The 15,057-nt window shown below is 65.2% G+C and carries 15 protein-coding genes, 1 other RNA gene and 1 pseudogene; 13 read left to right on the forward strand and 4 right to left on the reverse strand.

The features are described 5' to 3' along the window. Positions 1-32 precede the first annotated feature (32 nt). From ffs to SAS01S_RS14390, 6 genes are all read left to right on the forward strand, one after another. Positions 33-130: signal recognition particle sRNA small type (gene ffs / locus SAS01S_RS14365), an RNA gene on the forward strand. A 208-nt stretch (positions 131-338) separates the two neighbouring features. Beyond that, on the forward strand, positions 339-728 hold the full coding sequence (locus tag SAS01S_RS22985; RefSeq protein ID WP_174544971.1) for a hypothetical protein: 390 nt from the start codon (positions 339-341) through the stop codon (positions 726-728). 42 nt (positions 729-770) lie between these two features. Continuing rightward, a complete protein-coding gene (locus SAS01S_RS14375) occupies positions 771-2,399 on the forward strand; it encodes a DNA polymerase III subunit gamma/tau (protein ID WP_066809592.1) in 1,629 nt (542 codons plus the stop codon). After that, positions 2,396-2,719, forward strand: a complete 324-nt coding sequence (locus SAS01S_RS14380; protein ID WP_066589895.1) for a YbaB/EbfC family nucleoid-associated protein — start codon at positions 2,396-2,398, stop codon at positions 2,717-2,719. The genes SAS01S_RS14375 and SAS01S_RS14380 overlap by 4 nt, the downstream gene beginning before the upstream one ends. A gap of 103 nt (positions 2,720-2,822) precedes the next feature. Beyond that, positions 2,823-3,701: an alpha/beta fold hydrolase gene (locus SAS01S_RS14385; protein WP_157082827.1), complete on the forward strand. Its 879-nt coding sequence runs from the start codon at positions 2,823-2,825 to the stop codon at positions 3,699-3,701. Positions 3,702-3,794: 93 nt separating this feature from the next. Next, positions 3,795-4,541, forward strand: a complete 747-nt coding sequence (locus SAS01S_RS14390) for a class I SAM-dependent methyltransferase (protein WP_218016306.1) — start codon at positions 3,795-3,797, stop codon at positions 4,539-4,541. A 79-nt stretch (positions 4,542-4,620) separates the two neighbouring features. Here the strand turns inward: SAS01S_RS14390 and mtgA are convergent, their stop codons facing one another. The 4 genes and pseudogenes from mtgA to SAS01S_RS14405 all read right to left on the reverse strand — a co-directional run bounded on the left by mtgA (position 4,621) and on the right by SAS01S_RS14405 (position 8,630). Continuing rightward, on the reverse strand, positions 4,621-5,328 hold the full coding sequence (gene mtgA / locus SAS01S_RS22235) for a monofunctional biosynthetic peptidoglycan transglycosylase (RefSeq protein ID WP_084239039.1): 708 nt from the start codon (positions 5,326-5,328) through the stop codon (positions 4,621-4,623). Positions 5,329-5,445: 117 nt separating this feature from the next. Continuing rightward, a pseudogene (locus tag SAS01S_RS14395) lies at positions 5,446-6,639 on the reverse strand (flavin monoamine oxidase family protein); the annotation flags it as partial. A 67-nt stretch (positions 6,640-6,706) separates the two neighbouring features. Further along, positions 6,707-7,609 carry an RNA polymerase sigma factor RpoH gene (gene rpoH, locus SAS01S_RS14400; RefSeq protein WP_066809596.1) on the reverse strand — a complete coding sequence of 301 codons (903 nt, stop codon included), beginning with the start codon at positions 7,607-7,609 and terminating at the stop codon, positions 6,707-6,709. A 70-nt stretch (positions 7,610-7,679) separates the two neighbouring features. After that, positions 7,680-8,630 (reverse strand): RluA family pseudouridine synthase, encoded by a 951-nt coding sequence (locus SAS01S_RS14405; protein ID WP_066809597.1) that lies wholly within the window; start codon positions 8,628-8,630, stop codon positions 7,680-7,682. Positions 8,631-8,654: 24 nt separating this feature from the next. On the opposite strand from SAS01S_RS14405, the gene SAS01S_RS14410 reads away from it, so the two are divergent. The 7 genes from SAS01S_RS14410 (at position 8,655) to SAS01S_RS14440 (ending at position 15,010) form a co-directional block, all read left to right on the forward strand. Then, positions 8,655-9,125 carry a M67 family metallopeptidase gene (locus SAS01S_RS14410; RefSeq protein ID WP_439646843.1) on the forward strand — a complete coding sequence of 157 codons (471 nt, stop codon included), beginning with the start codon at positions 8,655-8,657 and terminating at the stop codon, positions 9,123-9,125. A gap of 121 nt (positions 9,126-9,246) precedes the next feature. After that, positions 9,247-9,891, forward strand: coding sequence for a histidine phosphotransferase family protein (locus tag SAS01S_RS14415; RefSeq protein ID WP_066809598.1), 645 nt, complete (start codon positions 9,247-9,249; stop codon positions 9,889-9,891). Positions 9,892-9,948: 57 nt separating this feature from the next. Further along, positions 9,949-12,261: a chemotaxis protein CheA gene (locus SAS01S_RS14420; RefSeq protein WP_066809600.1), complete on the forward strand. Its 2,313-nt coding sequence runs from the start codon at positions 9,949-9,951 to the stop codon at positions 12,259-12,261. Further along, positions 12,258-12,701: a chemotaxis protein CheW gene (locus tag SAS01S_RS14425; protein ID WP_066809602.1), complete on the forward strand. Its 444-nt coding sequence runs from the start codon at positions 12,258-12,260 to the stop codon at positions 12,699-12,701. The genes SAS01S_RS14420 and SAS01S_RS14425 overlap by 4 nt, the downstream gene beginning before the upstream one ends. Before the next feature lie 62 nt (positions 12,702-12,763). After that, complete coding sequence (locus SAS01S_RS14430) at positions 12,764-13,129, forward strand: response regulator (protein ID WP_066589882.1); 366 nt, start codon at positions 12,764-12,766, stop codon at positions 13,127-13,129. A gap of 16 nt (positions 13,130-13,145) precedes the next feature. After that, the gene (gene cheB, locus SAS01S_RS14435; RefSeq protein ID WP_245656913.1) at positions 13,146-14,198 is read left to right on the forward strand and encodes a chemotaxis-specific protein-glutamate methyltransferase CheB; all 1,053 of its coding nucleotides are present in this window, start codon (positions 13,146-13,148) and stop codon (positions 14,196-14,198) included. Beyond that, positions 14,192-15,010: a CheR family methyltransferase gene (locus tag SAS01S_RS14440; RefSeq protein WP_066809607.1), complete on the forward strand. Its 819-nt coding sequence runs from the start codon at positions 14,192-14,194 to the stop codon at positions 15,008-15,010. Before cheB ends, SAS01S_RS14440 begins: the two co-directional genes overlap by 7 nt. Positions 15,011-15,057 lie beyond the last annotated feature (47 nt).

Genomic DNA, 15,057 nt, shown 5'->3' on the forward strand with positions numbered 1-15,057 from the left:
TTGAAAGCGCCGCCCGATCCCGCCATATGCGCGGCGGGAGTCGGGCGGACGCAATCGTCGCCAACCCGGTCAGGTCCGGAAGGAAGCAGCCGTAACGATTTCGTTGCGGGTCGTTCCGGCTCCCACCTGCCTCCATTGAAACATTGGCCTGTCCACCTGCACAGCGGCGCGACGCTCGGTCGCTTACCAAGACCGCAACAGACCGCTCGCGTATCGGCAGCGATCGCATCCGAAATGGATCAGATCGACGCACCAGGTCGCTCAAATCCGATACGGAACGCAGTAGCGCTTTCGTGCATTTCGACAGTGCCTCTGACCCATAAGGCAAGGAGTCCTGTATGCGTATCACTCGAATGTTCGCCGTCCTGCTGGCCGTTGCCGGCATATCGGCAATTAACCCGGCTTCGGCCGAAACGTCGCTGACACGGTCGACGCCGATCGCCGCGCCGATCGCGGCACCCTGCGGCACCACGGCAACCGCGGACCAGTATCGCGATCATGGCCGGCACAATGGCTGGCGCAACGGCAATCGGGGTTGGCGCGGTGGCGATCGCGGCTGGCGGGGCCGCGGCTATGGCTATCGCGGCGGTTACGGCTATCGCGGCCGCGGTTATTACGGTCCGCGTTATGCCTATAGCCGGCCATATCGCTGGCGCGGGTCGCGCCTCGCATGCCGCACCTCGTGGCGCTTGGGCCGGCCGCACCGCGTGTGCTTCCGCCGCTGGTAACAGGCTTCGACAATCCGGCTCGCCGACCCTAGATAAGGGTCGATGTCCGACTCTTTCGATCTCGGCGAGCCGCCGCAGCCCAAGGAAACCGCGTACCGCGTGCTTGCGCGCAAGTACCGGCCGCAGAATTTCGATCAGCTGATCGGCCAGGACGCGATGGTCCAGACGCTAGGCAACGCGATCCGGCGCGGGCGGCTGGCGCATGCCTTCCTGCTGACCGGGGTGCGGGGGGTCGGCAAGACCTCGACCGCGCGGCTGATCGCCAAGGCGCTCAACTGCATCGGTCCGGACGGGCAGGGCGGCCCGACGATCGATCCCTGCGGCGTGTGCGACCCTTGCGTGTCGATCGCCGAGGGTCGCAATATCGACGTGATCGAGATGGACGCCGCCAGTCATACCGGCGTCGACGACATGCGCGCGGTGATCGACGCGGCGCGGCTCGCGGCATTCGGCGCGCGGTTCAAGATCTACATCATCGACGAAGTCCATATGTTGTCGAAGAACGCATTCAATGCGCTTCTAAAGACATTGGAAGAACCCCCTGAGCATGTGAAGTTTCTGCTGGCGACGACGGAGGTGCAGAAGGTGCCGGTGACGGTTCTGTCGCGATGCCAGCGATTCGATCTCAGGCGCATTCCGGCGGATAAATTGGCGGCGCATTTCGCGCACATCGTCGAGTTGGAGAGCGCGGAAGCGGAGCCCGAGGCATTGGCGCTGATCGCGCGCGCGGCCGACGGATCGGCGCGCGACGGCCTGTCGATCCTCGACCAGGCGATCGCGCATGCCGGGATGGAAGGCGGCGGCGTGACCGCGCCAGCCGTGCGTGCCATGCTCGGGCTGTCCGATCGCGCCGCGATTCGCGATCTGTTCGCGCTGCTGCTCGACAGCGACGCGCCCGGCGCGCTCGCGGCCTTGCGCCGGCAATATGACCTTGGCGTCGACCCGCAATCGGTGCTGCGTGGCCTGCTCGAAACCGTGCATGCGGTCACCCTGGCCAAACTGGGCGGCGATGCCGATCCGGCGCAGTCGGCGGAGGAGCGAGACGTCTATCAGGGCTGGGCGCGATTGCTGTCCTTCCCGGCGCTCCATCGATTGTGGCAATTGATGCTCAAGGGGCATGAGGAAGTCGCGCGCGCCGCGCTGCCGATCGAGGCCGGCGAAATGGCGCTGCTCCGCGTTGTCCATGCCTCCAGCTTGCCCGATCCCGGCGAACTCGCGCGGCAGATCGCGGCGGGCTCCGCGCCATCCATCGCGCCGCCGTCGACGAGCGCCGCTCCGTCATCCGCTCCTGCTACCGTCCAGGCGTTGCCCGCAAGCTTCGACGCGATGGTTGCGCTGGTCCGGGCCAATGGCGGCGGCGCTCTGCTGTCGCATCTGACCGCCAATGCGCGGGTGGTGCGTTACGAGGCGCCCGAACTGGTACTCAGCACGTCGCGGCCCTTGCCCGCCGATTTGCCGACGACTCTCGCCGCACGGCTGGGCGAACTGACTGGCGCGAAATGGAAAGTGACGACCGAGGACGCCGAGGGCGAGGCGACACTCGCCGAACGCCGCAAGGCCGAAGAAGAGGCCGAACGCGCCGCGGTCATGGAAACCCCCATCGTGAAGGCAGCGTTGGAGACATTCCCCGACGCGGTGCTCGAACGCATCAACAAGGAAGCACTGGGATGAAGAGCCTCGAAGACATTATGGCGATGGCGCAGAACGTCCAGGCCGAACTGGCCAAGGCCCAGGACGGGCTCGACCAGATCGAGGTCGAAGGCGCGTCAGGCGGCGGCATGGTCAAGGTCAAGGCGTCGGCCAAGGGCCGCATCATCGGCGTCGATATCGATCCGTCGCTGCTCCAACCGTCGGAGAAGCAGATGCTCGAGGATTTGATCGTCGCGGCGTTCAACGATGCGCGGGCAAAGGCGGATGCGGCATCGAACGCCGAAATGGCCAAGATGACGCAAGGCCTGCCGCTGCCGCCGGGCTTCAAACTGCCGTTCTGAGCCGATCGGAGCGGGCTGCCCGCGACGGACCCAGCTGCGCCTCAGACGCGTTTTCCCGATCATGACGCCAAGCGGAATAGAAGGATTCGTCAGCCGGGAAGTGATGACCGATCGCGGCATGGTCTTCTGCCACGAAGGCGGGGGCGGCCCCCCGATTCTGCTCCTCCACGGCTTTCCGGAAACGAGCCTGATGTGGCACGGCATCGCGCCATTGCTCGCAGGTGATTTCACCGTCGTAGCGGCCGATCTGCCCGGTTATGGGCGCAGCGATTGCCCGGTCGACAGCGAAAATCATGAGGCGATGTCCAAGCGAGCGCTCGCATCGATTCTCGTCGAGGCGATGAAGGCGCTGGGGCACGAAACTTTCGCGATCATCGGCCATGATCGCGGCGGCCGCGTCGCTTATCGCGCGGCGCTAGACCATCCCGACAGGGTGACCGCCGTCGCCGTGCTCGACGTCATCCCCACCTATGAGGTTTGGGAAAGGGCCGATGCGCGGCTTGCGCTAGCCTTCTGGCCGTTCTCCCTGCTCGCTCAACCCGCTCCCTTGCCGGAGCGGCTGCTGCTTGCGGCGCCAGAGGCATTTATCGACAATGCCTTGTCCGAATGGGGTTCCCCGCCCGAGGCTTTTCCTTCGTGGTTGCGCGAAGCCTATGTCACGGCGCTCAGCGATTCCGCTCACGTTCATGCGATCTGCGAAGAATATCGAGCCGCGTCCGGGATCGATCGGGAAATCGATCGTGCCGATCTGGAAACGGGCCGCCGGATCCGATGTCCTTTGCTGGCATTGTGGAGCGACAAGGGCGGATTGGCCGCCTGGTACGACGATGCCGGCGGCCCGCTGGGCCTATGGCGCCATTGGGCGGAGGACGTGCGCGGGCACGCTGTATCGGGCGGACACTTCTTTCCCGAGGTACAGCCAAATGCGACGGCCGGCGCCATTAGCGCGTTCCTGCGCAGCGGGCGATCCACGTCACCATAAGCCAAGTTGCGCCTATTCCATTTTCCACCCAGACCATCAGCCGTGGCAGCGCTTTCGACATCGCAGTACGTGGGAGACCAGGCGCGAGCAGAGTTGGCCGATCTGATCGACCTGCAAATGTCTCCGCTCGGCATGGCGGCGATAGACGCACTGGCGCCGGCGGATGGGCAGACGGTGTTGGATATCGGCTGCGGCGCGGGCCAGACGATCCTGCAGTTGATGGACAGGGTCGGCCCTACCGGTCGCGTGATCGGCGTTGATTTGGGGCCACGCGTTCTAGCGGTCGCCCGGGCCAGAACGGGGTACCTGCCACAGGTGGCGTTGCTGCAAGGGGACGCTGCTAAACTGGTGCTGCCCGACCAGAGTGTCGATGCCATTTTCTCCCGGTTTGGAACCATGTTTTTCGCCGATCCGATCATGGCCTTCGCCAATATGCGCCGCATGCTCAGACAGGGCGGCAAGATCGGCTTCGTCTGCTGGCGGTCGCTGAGCGAGAATGAGCTGGATTTATTTCCGGTCGAAGCCGCCGGGCTAAAGGCAGCGGTCGACGCTACCCCCTTCAGCTTCGAGGATGCCGAGACGATCGATCGCATCCTTGGTTCGGCGGGCTTTGAGGGTATCGACATTCAAGCGTTTGATGCGGACGTATCCAGCGGTGACGCCGAGGCGATGTTGAAGGTGGTCACGCGTGTCGGCGCGCTCGGAATGATCCTGAGGGGAGCACCCGCATTGCTGTCCGACGCAGAGCGACGAGTGCGCGCCGCTCTGTCAATGCGTGAGTGCGACGGCAAGGTAGGTCTTGGAGCTGCGACCTGGATCGTCACCGCTTCTGCCCCCTGACTCGATGAGCCCCGACACGCATTATTAGTGACCGGATCGAGCCTCATACCTCTCGGCAAGCGTTGAAAGTCTCTCTGGGCTACCGCACGCAGCTGTCGAGCCCGTTGCCCCGCACCACATTGACGTACTTCGCCAGCGCATTGCCATGGCGGCGGACGAAGCCGCGCGGGTCGATCGCGGCGCGCTTCTTGGGCAACGGCAGGACCGCGGCGATGCGACCGGCCTCGGTCGGCGACATGCTCGATGCGTCGTGGCCGAAATAGCGGATCGACCCAGCATTGGCACCATAAGTGCCGATCCCGGTCTCGGCGACGTTGAGATAGACTTCCATGATCCGGCGCTTGCCCCACAGATGTTCGATCAGGAAAGTGAACCATGCCTCGAACCCCTTGCGGACATAGCCGCCGCTTTGGATCAGGAAGACGTTCTTCGCCGTCTGCTGGCTGATCGTCGATCCGCCGCGGATGCGGCCCCCTTTCTGGTTGCGCTGATAGGCCTGGCGCAGCGCCCCGAAATCGAACCCATCATGCAGGCAGAAACGCGCATCCTCCCCGGCGATCGCGGCGCGCGGCATGTTGGGGTCCATGCGGTCGATCGACATCCATTGCTTGGTGATCAACTGACCGTGCAGCACATCGCCCAGCATCGTGAAGGTGAAGGGCGGATTGATGAAGCGGTAGATGCCGACCCACAAAACGCTGACGATGACGAAGGCGAGCGCGCCTTTCCAGATCCAGCCGAACAGGCGGCGGAGGAAGGGGCGGCAGGGTTTGGCTCTGGCGGGCATGGGGTCGGGATCAGTCTGCGTGGTGGCGATGTCGGTCGGGTGAGGCGAGGGCGCCGTCATCAACGGCATGCTCGTCACTATCCGCGGTCGACGGTCGGCGGCAAGAGCCTCTTCTGCGGCGGCGATGCCCGTTTCGTAGGCGCCGTGCGCCGTCGAGAAATCGCTCGCCGAACAGGCCTCGCCGGCGAAGAAGATGCGGTCGTCGTGCGGCTGGGCGAGCAGGCGGCGCTGGCCGGCCTCGCCGATCCGTGCGTGCGAATAGCTGCCGCGAATGAAGCGTTCGGCGCGCCAGCGCGTCCGCGCGAGCGGCTGGAGCCGCAATCGCCAGTCATTGCCAAGCAGGCGCGCGAGCTCGCCGATCGCGAAATCGGCGGCCCCGGCGTCGCTTTCCCGCTCGATCGCCTCGGCGCAATCACCGCCGAAAAACGCCTCGACCACCGGACGCCCGAGATAGCCGATCTGATAGCTCGCGCTGCATGCAGCGTGCGGATTGCCGATCACGTGCGCGTTGTGCGGATAATCGTCGCCGCGAATGCCCAGGAAGATCTTGTCGGCCAGCCCGAGCGGGAGCCCGGCGGCGGCCTCGCGTTTGGCAGAGATCGGCGGGTCGAACGTCAGATCGCCATCGGCGATGATCGGCGTCGGCACCGCGACGATCACGCGGTCGGCCTCGACCAGCCCCTGCGGCGTCACGAGCCGCATCCGCGGGCCACGATGGTCGATCATCGACACCGGGCAATCGAGCCGGACGGGCAGGCGTTTGCCATAAGCTGCGATCAGCGTGCCATAGCCCTCGACCAACCGCCAATTGTCGTCGCCGGCAGCGTCTTCGTACGCCGCCCAGTCGTGGAGCGAGACGGCGCCGAGATTGGCACCATTGGCATAACCCGAAATCGCGTCGATCAGCGGGCGCCACGGATTGTCCGGCTGAATGAAATCGGACAACGGCCGGTCGGGGCCGTTACGATAGGTCAAAGCGCGCTCGGTGAATTGCTGATACGCTGCCTGGAAGGCCTCCTGATCGGCCGCCGCAAAACCGAGATCACGCCATTGTTCGCGCCAATGCGCCGGCGTGCGATCGATCTGGAACCCCTCCGCCAGCGCGATCCGCGTCCAGGGATTGCGGTCGGCCGAATGCAGCCAGGAACAGCCGAGGTCGAGCGCCTCGCGACCGACACGCACGCTATGCGCCCGCCCGCCGATCCGCCCGCTCGCCTCGAGCAGCAGCACGTCGCCGCCGGAATCGAGGAGGCGCCGCGCGGCTGCGATGCCGGCGGCGCCTCCTCCGATAACGACGAACTTGCTGCTCATCCGCCCGATTTACGGCCCGCGCCCCGTACCGGCAATGGCGGTAACGAAGCCCAGGCTGTGGGACGAACTACGCCGCGATCAGCCGCTTTTCGCCGGCCAGCCGCATCATCACCTTCTGCAGCTTCTCGAACGCGCGCACCTCGATCTGGCGAACGCGCTCGCGCGACACGCCATAGACCTGGCTCAATTCCTCGAGCGTCTTGGGATCGTCGGTCAGACGGCGTTCGGTCAGGATGTGACGCTCGCGCTCGTTAAGGCCGTCCATCGCCTCGGTCAGCAGGCTGTGGCGGACATCCGCCTCCTGCGCTTCGGCGACGACCGAGTCCTGCAACGGCGCATCGTCTTGCAGCCAATCCTGCCACTGACCTTCGCCGTCCTCGCGCATCGAGACGTTGAGCGAGGTGTCGCCGCCCATCGCCATACGGCGGTTCATCGAGGTTACTTCGTCCTCGGTGACGCCGAGATCCTTGGCGATCTTGGCGACATTCTCGGGGCTGAGATCGCCATCCTCGAACGCGTCGAGCTTCGACTTCATCCGGCGCAGGTTGAAGAACAGCTTCTTCTGCGCTGCGGTGGTGCCCATCTTCACGAGGCTCCACGAGCGCAGGATGAATTCCTGGATCGAGGCGCGGATCCACCACATCGCGTACGTGGCGAGGCGGAAGCCGCGATCGGGCTCGAATTTCTTCACGCCCTGCATCAGGCCGATATTGCCTTCGCTGATCAATTCCGAGACGGGCAGACCGTAGCCGCGATAGCCCATCGCGATCTTGGCCACGAGACGCAGGTGCGAAGTGACGAGCTGCGCCGCCGCCTCGGTATCGCCATGCTCCGAGAAGCGCTTGGCGAGCATATATTCCTGTTCCGGGGTCAGGATCGGGAACTTCTTGATCTCGGCCAGATAGCGGTTGAGGCTTGCCTCTCCGCCGAGAGCAGGAATCGTCGCGGGGACGTTGCTGCGATTTGCCATGACCTAGTCTCCCTTACCTTAGCAGCCGGCTTGCCCCTCCACGAGGCGGCATGCCGCACTGCAACAAAACTCAATCGCTAAGTGTATCGAAGAGTTCCCGCATGTCCGCTGGGATTTCGCTATCGAACGACAAAGCGTTTCTTGTGATGGGGTGGATGAACCCGAGATGCGCCGCATGCAATGCCTGGCGGCGGAAATTCAGGGTTTCCAGAACCTTCCTGTGAACCTGTTTTGTTCTACCATAAACCGGGTCTCCAATCAAGGGGTGGCCGATCGACGCCATGTGCACGCGCACCTGATGGGTGCGACCGGTCTCGAGCTTGCACTCGACCAGATCGGCCTCGTGCAAGCTCTTGATCTTGCGCCAATGCGTCACCGCGCGCTTGCCGGTTCGGACGATCGCGACCTTCTTGCGGTTCTGCGGGCTGCGCGCGAGCGGGGCGTCGACGGTGCCGCTGGCGGCCATCAGATGACCCGAAACCAGCGCGCGATAGCGGCGATCGATCGAATGGTCGGCGAATTGTTTGGCGAGGCCTTCATGCGCGCGATCGGTCTTGGCCGCGACCATCAGCCCCGACGTGTCCTTGTCGATGCGATGAACGATGCCGGGCCGCGCGACGCCGCCGATTCCCGACAGGCTGCCGCCGCAATGGTGGAGCAGCGCATTGACCAGCGTGCCGTCGAAATTGCCGGCGGCGGGGTGGACGACGAGCCCCGCGGGCTTGTCGATCACGATCAGATGCTCGTCCTCGAACGCGATGTCGAGCGGGATGTCCTGCGCTTCGTTATGCGCGGGGCGGGGGACGGGAACCGTCACGGTGAAGGTTTCTCCGCCCAGGAGCTTGCGGGCCGGGTCGCGCATCAGCGCGCCGGACGGATCGCTGACCGCGCCCGACGAGATGAGCGCCTTCAGCCGCTCGCGTGACAGGGTTGGCACGGCATCTGCCAGCGCCCGATCGAGCCGCCAGCCTTTAGCCGCGCCCGAAACCACTGCTTCGATGATGGAAACCCCCGGAACCATTCGTGTAGGGAGATAGGAATGAGGGTGGAAATTTCAAGTGCGGCGCTGCTGACTGTCCTGCGATCGGTATGGATCGCCTCGCATATCGACGGGCAAGTCGGCCCGCCCGATGAGAAATGTGGTATTCTGCTCGGTCGAGGCAATCGCGTCACGCGGATCGACCATACCGCGAACGTCGCCGCAGACCCTTTCACCACGTTCGAGATCGACCCGGCGGCATTGATCGCTGCTTATCGTAATGCCCGCCGAAAAAGGGGGCTGGAAGTTTTGGGCTTCTTCCACACGCACCCCAAAGGGCCGTCGGCGCCGTCAGAACGCGATGCCGCGATGGCGGCGCCCGATGGTAAGTTGTGGTTGATCGCGGGGCGCGAGGGAGCGTTGCTCTGGCGCGCTGTCGATAATGGCGAAATGCATGGCCGGTTCGACCCAGTGAGGTTCGATCTGCGGATCGGCAAGCGGATCGAACCGGACCAAGCGGGCGTTCGACTGAGGTGATCCGCCAATCGACCTCATGGGCAGGTAAACAACGACACCTGCCCGATGTGGTGGAAGGGGTGTTGCGGGCTGCGCTCTGCTACGTCAGAAGGCAGGTAACGATAGGAAAGAAACGTCCCTAATGACCATGACCCCGGTCGATTTCGCCAGCCTGTTATGCTCGCGTCTCTGTCACGATCTTCTCAGCCCGGTGGGCGCGCTCAATAACGGGCTCGAACTGCTCGCTGACGAGCATGATCCGGAAATGCGGGCGCGCTGTCTCGAATTGCTCAACGAAAGCGCGCGGGCGTCGGCCAACAAGCTCAAATTCTTCCGCCTCGCGTTCGGCGCGGCGGGCGGGTTCGGCGAAAAGGTCGATACGCGGGAGACGCGCTCGGCGATCGAAGGACTGTTCGGCGACAATGCCAAGCTGACGATCGGCTGGATGGTCGAGGAAGCGACCTTGCCCAAGCCCGCGACCAAGGTGCTGCTCAACCTGGCGCTGATTGCCGGTGATGCGCTGGTGCGCGGTGGGCAGCTCGATATCGGTGCCGAGGAGAATGCGGGCAATATCGAGATCGTGGTACGCGCCGAGGGGCCGCGGCTGGTGCTCGACCAGGAATTGCGCACGACGTTGCTCGGCGAACAGGGCGATACGGCCATCACGCCGCGCGCCGCGGCCGCCTATCTGATCCATTCGTTGGTCAGCGATGGCGACGGCAGTGTACAGATCTCCGAGCCCGATGCTCCGGTGTTGCTGTTCGGCGTGACAATTCGCGCCGGGTAAACGTCTCTTTTACCACTGCTCGTCCAAGGTCGGACCGCGCATCAAGCTCGGGGACCCATGGACGACCTGCTCCAGGAATTCATTGCCGAAACGCGCGAGACGCTCGACGCGCTCTCGGGCGAGATCGTCGCGTGGGAAGCCGACCCGGCGGACCGCGCGCGGCTCGATGCCATTTTTCGTTTCGTCCATACCGTGAAAGGAAGCTGCGGCTTTCTCGATCTGCCGCGTCTGGCGCGCCTGAGTCACGCCGCGGAGGACGTACTGGCCGCGGTTCGGTCGGGCGAGCGCAGCCCTGACCAGAAGTTGGTCACCGCCGTGCTGGCAATCGTCGACCGCATCGGCGAGATCGTCGAGGCGATCGATGCGGGTGCCGCGCTCGACGATAGCGGCGAGGAATTGCTGATCGCGGCGCTCAATGCCGGCGCCGAAGCGGCCGCCCCGGCAGCGCAACAGGCCCCCACCGGCCAACGCGTCGCCAATCGCAGCGTGCGGCTGTCGACCGATCTGCTCGACCGCATGATGTCGGGCATGTCCGATATGGTGCTGGCGCGGAATGAACTCGCGCGCCGCATGCGCGACCAGAATGTCGACCCGACGATCGAGGCCGCGCTTGACCGCCTGTCGCTGACGGTGGCGGAAATGCGCGACACCGTGACGCGGACGCGCATGCAGAAGGTCGACGCGCTGTTCTCCGCCTTGCCGCGCATGGTGCGCGACACCGCGGCCGAGGTCGGCAAATCGGTGCAGCTCCAGATCGAGGGATCCGACGTCGAACTGGATCGCGAGATGATCGAGATGATGCGCGATCCGCTCGTCCACATCATCCGCAATTCGATTGACCACGGCATCGAAAGTTCCGCGGAGCGCCGCGCTCTCGGCAAACGCGAGGTCGGCCGGCTGGTCGTTTCCGCGCGCCAATCGGGCAATCAGATCATTCTGGAAGTGGCCGACGACGGTCGCGGAATCGATACTGATCGGCTGGTTCAGAAACTCACCGCGTCCGGTCAGTCGCGCGGCCGCGATCTGTCGATGTTGAGCGACCGCGCCAAGCTCGACCTGATCTTCGAACCGGGACTGTCGACCAAGGACGAGGTCACCACCATTTCCGGCCGCGGCGTCGGAATGGACGTCGTGCGTGCCAATATCGAACAGATCGGCGGGCGAATCGATCTGGTCAACACCAAGGACCGCGGACTGCGGATCCTGATCCACGTGCCGCTGACATTGTCGATCATCCCCGCGATCGTCATCGGCATCGCCGGCCAACGGTTCGCGGTCACGCGCCAGGCGATCGAGGAGATCGTCCATGTCTCCGGCGACACGATCCGGGTCGACCTGCTGGGCGATACACCGGCGGCGACGGTGCGCGATCGCCGGATGCCGCTGGTCGATTTGGCCGCATTGCTGGGTCTGCGCGCCACCGACCCGATGGCAGCCGACATGCTGGCGATCATCAGCGCCAGCGGCGGCAGTTTCGCGGTCGCCGTCGATTCGGTGCTCGACCATGAGGAATTGGTGATCAAGCCCGCCTCGCCGGCGGTGATGGCGACCGGTATCTATGCCGGCCAGACCTTGCCCGACAGCGGATCGCCGATGCTGCTGCTCGATTGCGCCGGTGTTGCCGCGGCGGCCGGGATCAATTTTTCGCGCGATGCGACGGTCGAAGAGGAAGAGGCGATCGAGCCAGAAGCGATCTCGGCCGATGCGCTGCTGTTCGACGATCTCGACGGCCGCCGCCGCGCGGTGCCGCTGGCGATCATCGACCGCGTCGAGACGATCCATGCTTCCAACGTGCGGTTCAGCGGCGGCCGGATGCGGTTGCTGGTCGACGATCGGATCGTCCCGCTCGCCGCGCTCGGCGAGATCGAAGGACATGCCGAACTCGCGGTGCTGAGGATCAAGGATGGCGATGCCGAGATCGCCTATGCGATCGCCGAGCCGGTCGACATCGTCGCCATTCCGGCCGACATCTCGCCGTCGGCGCAGCCCGGCCCGATCCTGGGCGTGGTCGTGATCGGTGACGAACAGGTCGAACTGATCGATCCGCAATGGCTGCTTGGTCCCGATGCGCTGGATATCGTCCGGCCAGGTGCGCCGCTCTGCCTGATCGATAGCCAGTCCGACAGCTGGATCGCGACCTTCCTGAAGCCGGTGCTCGAACAAGCCGGATATCGTGTGTCGACCAAGGCGAGTGCGGACGAGCAGCCGGCCGTGATCCTGACCACCGATGCCGCGCCGGCCACGGCGCGCGACGGCCGGGTGCTTCGACTCAGCAACGATCGGCGCGATACCGGCGGCGACGATCGCGTCTATCGCTATGACCGTGCCGGCTTGCTCGCGGCGGTTGCCAAACGGGTGAATGTGGCATGAGCGAACAGCTTTTCCTGATCGCGCATATAGCCGGCCGCGGGGTCGCGATCGATTCGGCGCAGGTCGAGTCGGTGGTCGATATCGGCGCGGTCATCCCGACGCCGCGCGCCGCGCCGCACATCCGCGGGCTGGCCGCGTTGCGCAGCCGGGTGGTCACGGTCATCGATACGCATGCCGCGCTCGGGCTGCCCAAGCTCGCAATTGCCGGATCGCGTGCAGTCATCACGGTAGTCGACGGGCATCATTACGCCGTGCTGGTCGACAGCCTGGAGGATGTCGCGCCGTTCGTCGCGTCGCCGCTGCCGTCGGGGATCGGGCTCGATGCCGGGTGGCGTCAGGCCGGCTGCGGCGCGATCGAGCGCGATGGCGAGCCGATTTTGGCAATCGATCTCACCGCGCTCGTCCACGGACCATCAAACGACGCAAACGCAATCAATTAACCCGGTGATCATGGTTTGGCGGGTATGCCCTTCGACGGGCCTAGTAACAGGGTGTTTCGGTCATGAAGACGTGTTTGGTTGTCGATGATTCCAAGGTGATCCGCAAGGTCGCCCGCCATATCCTCGAGACGTTGAATTTCGAGGTGAGCGAGGCTGCCGATGGCAAGGAGGCGCTAGACAGCTGCATGGCGTCGGTCCCGGACGTGATCCTGCTCGACTGGAACATGCCGGTGATGAGCGGGATGGATTTCCTGCGGGCGCTCCGCGACACGGCGCTATCGAGCCGGCCCAAGGTTGTATTCTGCACCACCGAGAACGGCATGGCCTATATCCGCGCCGCGATCGAAGCGGGCGCCGACGAATATGTGATGAAGCCGTTCGATCGCGAAACGCTGGAATCGAAGCTCCAAATCGTCGGCTTGGCATAAGCGCACCGGTGCCGTGGTGGCGAGCAAGCCTATTCCCGATTTCGAGGCGCCGCCCTCGGTCCTGATCGTCGACGATTCGGTCGTTGCACGCGCGGTGATCTCGCGCGCGATCGACGGTGGCGGCCGCTTTCTGGTGGCCGGCGCGGTACAGGATGCCAAGGCGGCGCTGGCGTTCCTGGCGCGGCATCGCGTCGACGTGATCCTGCTCGACATCGAAATGCCGGGGGTCGACGGCCTGACCGCCTTGCCCGACCTGATCGCGGCGGGGCAGGGCGCCCGCGTGCTCATCGTGTCTTCGGCGTGCGCCGATGGCGCCGCGTCGACGGTCCAGGCTTTGGCGCTGGGCGCGGCGGACACCCTGGTCAAACCCGAAGTCGGCGCTTTTGCCGGGCGCTTCGGCGATCAGCTCAACGAACGGCTCGCCCGACTGGTCGAGGCCGATGAGGTGGTTGCGCCGCGGACGCCGGCGGCGGCCAGCGCGCCGGGGAACGACTATGATATCGTCGCGATCGGAGCCTCGACCGGGGGTATCCACGCGCTCAGTCAATTGCTCCGGGCGATCCCCGCCGATTTCCGCTTGCCGATCCTGATCACCCAGCATCTGCCCGAATCGTTCATGCCCTATTTCGCCGCGCAGGTCGCGGTGCTGGCCAATCGTCCATGCGAAGTGGCGGAGGACCGCGTCCGCGTGCGTCCCGGCCGCATCCTGATCGCGCCGGGCCGCGCGCATATGCGCTGCGTCTCGATGGGCGATGGCGTGGCGATCCGTCTATCGACTGCGGCGTCGGTCAGTGGCTGTCTGCCGTCGGTCGACCCGATGCTGCAATCGGTGGCGGAGGTTTATGGCGCGCGCGCGCTCGGGGTGATGCTGAGCGGGATGGGCCGCGATGGCGCCATCGGGGCAGGGCAGTTGTCCGCTGCTGGTGGCAGCGTCGTCGTCCAGGACCGCGCGTCCTCGGTGGTCTGGGGCATGCCCGGCGCCGTGGTTGCCGGTGGAGTCGCGGACGCGATCCTGCCGCCGGACGAGATCGGGCAATTGATCGCGCGCCGTCGGCGGCCTTCATGCTGAACCCGCGCCCCGCCAGCGCGGTCGCGGAATTCATCGCGCTGCTCGAAGCGCGCACCGGGCAGCAGATGGGTGCCAACCGCAACTGGCGGATCGAAACCGCGCTGAAACCGGTGATGCGCGATACCGGGCACGACACGCTGGAGAAGCTTGCCGAGACGATCCGGGCGGACCGCGGCGGCCCGCTCGCCGACCGCGTGGTCGACGAATTGCTCAACCAGGAGAGTTCGTTCTTCCGCGACGCGGCCGTGTTCGACATCGTTGAACAGGCGGTGTCGGCGATCCCCGATACGCGCCGCCCGCGAATCTGGTCGGCGGGCTGCTCGACCGGGCAGGAGCCGCTCAGCCTGGCGATGCTGTTCGCCGAAAAGCTCGATCATCAAATGCCCGAGATTCTGGCCACCGATGTCTCCGAATCGGCGCTGCATAAGGCGCGCGCTGGACGTTACACCCAGTTCGAAATCCAGCGCGGCCTGCCGATCCGGCGGATGATGCAATGGTTCGATTCGGTCGACGGCGACTGGATCGCCAATCCCGGGCTGACGCGGATGGTCTCGTTCCGCCGCATGAACCTGGTCGCCGACTCGCTGCCGATCGGCCGATTCGATGTCATCCTGTGCCGCAACGTGCTGTTGTATTTCTCGCTCGACATGCGTCGCGCGGTCCTCGGAAGGCTCGCGCAAGTGCTGCGGCCGGATGGGGTATTGGTGCTTGGCGCCGGCGAGACCGTGATCGGCCAGACCGACGCGTTCCGTCCCAGCCAGCGCTATCGCGGACTGTACGAGCCGAACTGGGCCGCCGCCGCGGCTGCTTGATTCCGGAAGCAGCGGGACGGTTTACTTTCGCCGCGCTTCGCCGCAAT

It is taken from the genome of Sphingomonas asaccharolytica NBRC 15499 (assembly GCF_001598355.1).
Classification (GTDB): Bacteria; Pseudomonadota; Alphaproteobacteria; order Sphingomonadales; family Sphingomonadaceae; genus Sphingomonas; species Sphingomonas asaccharolytica.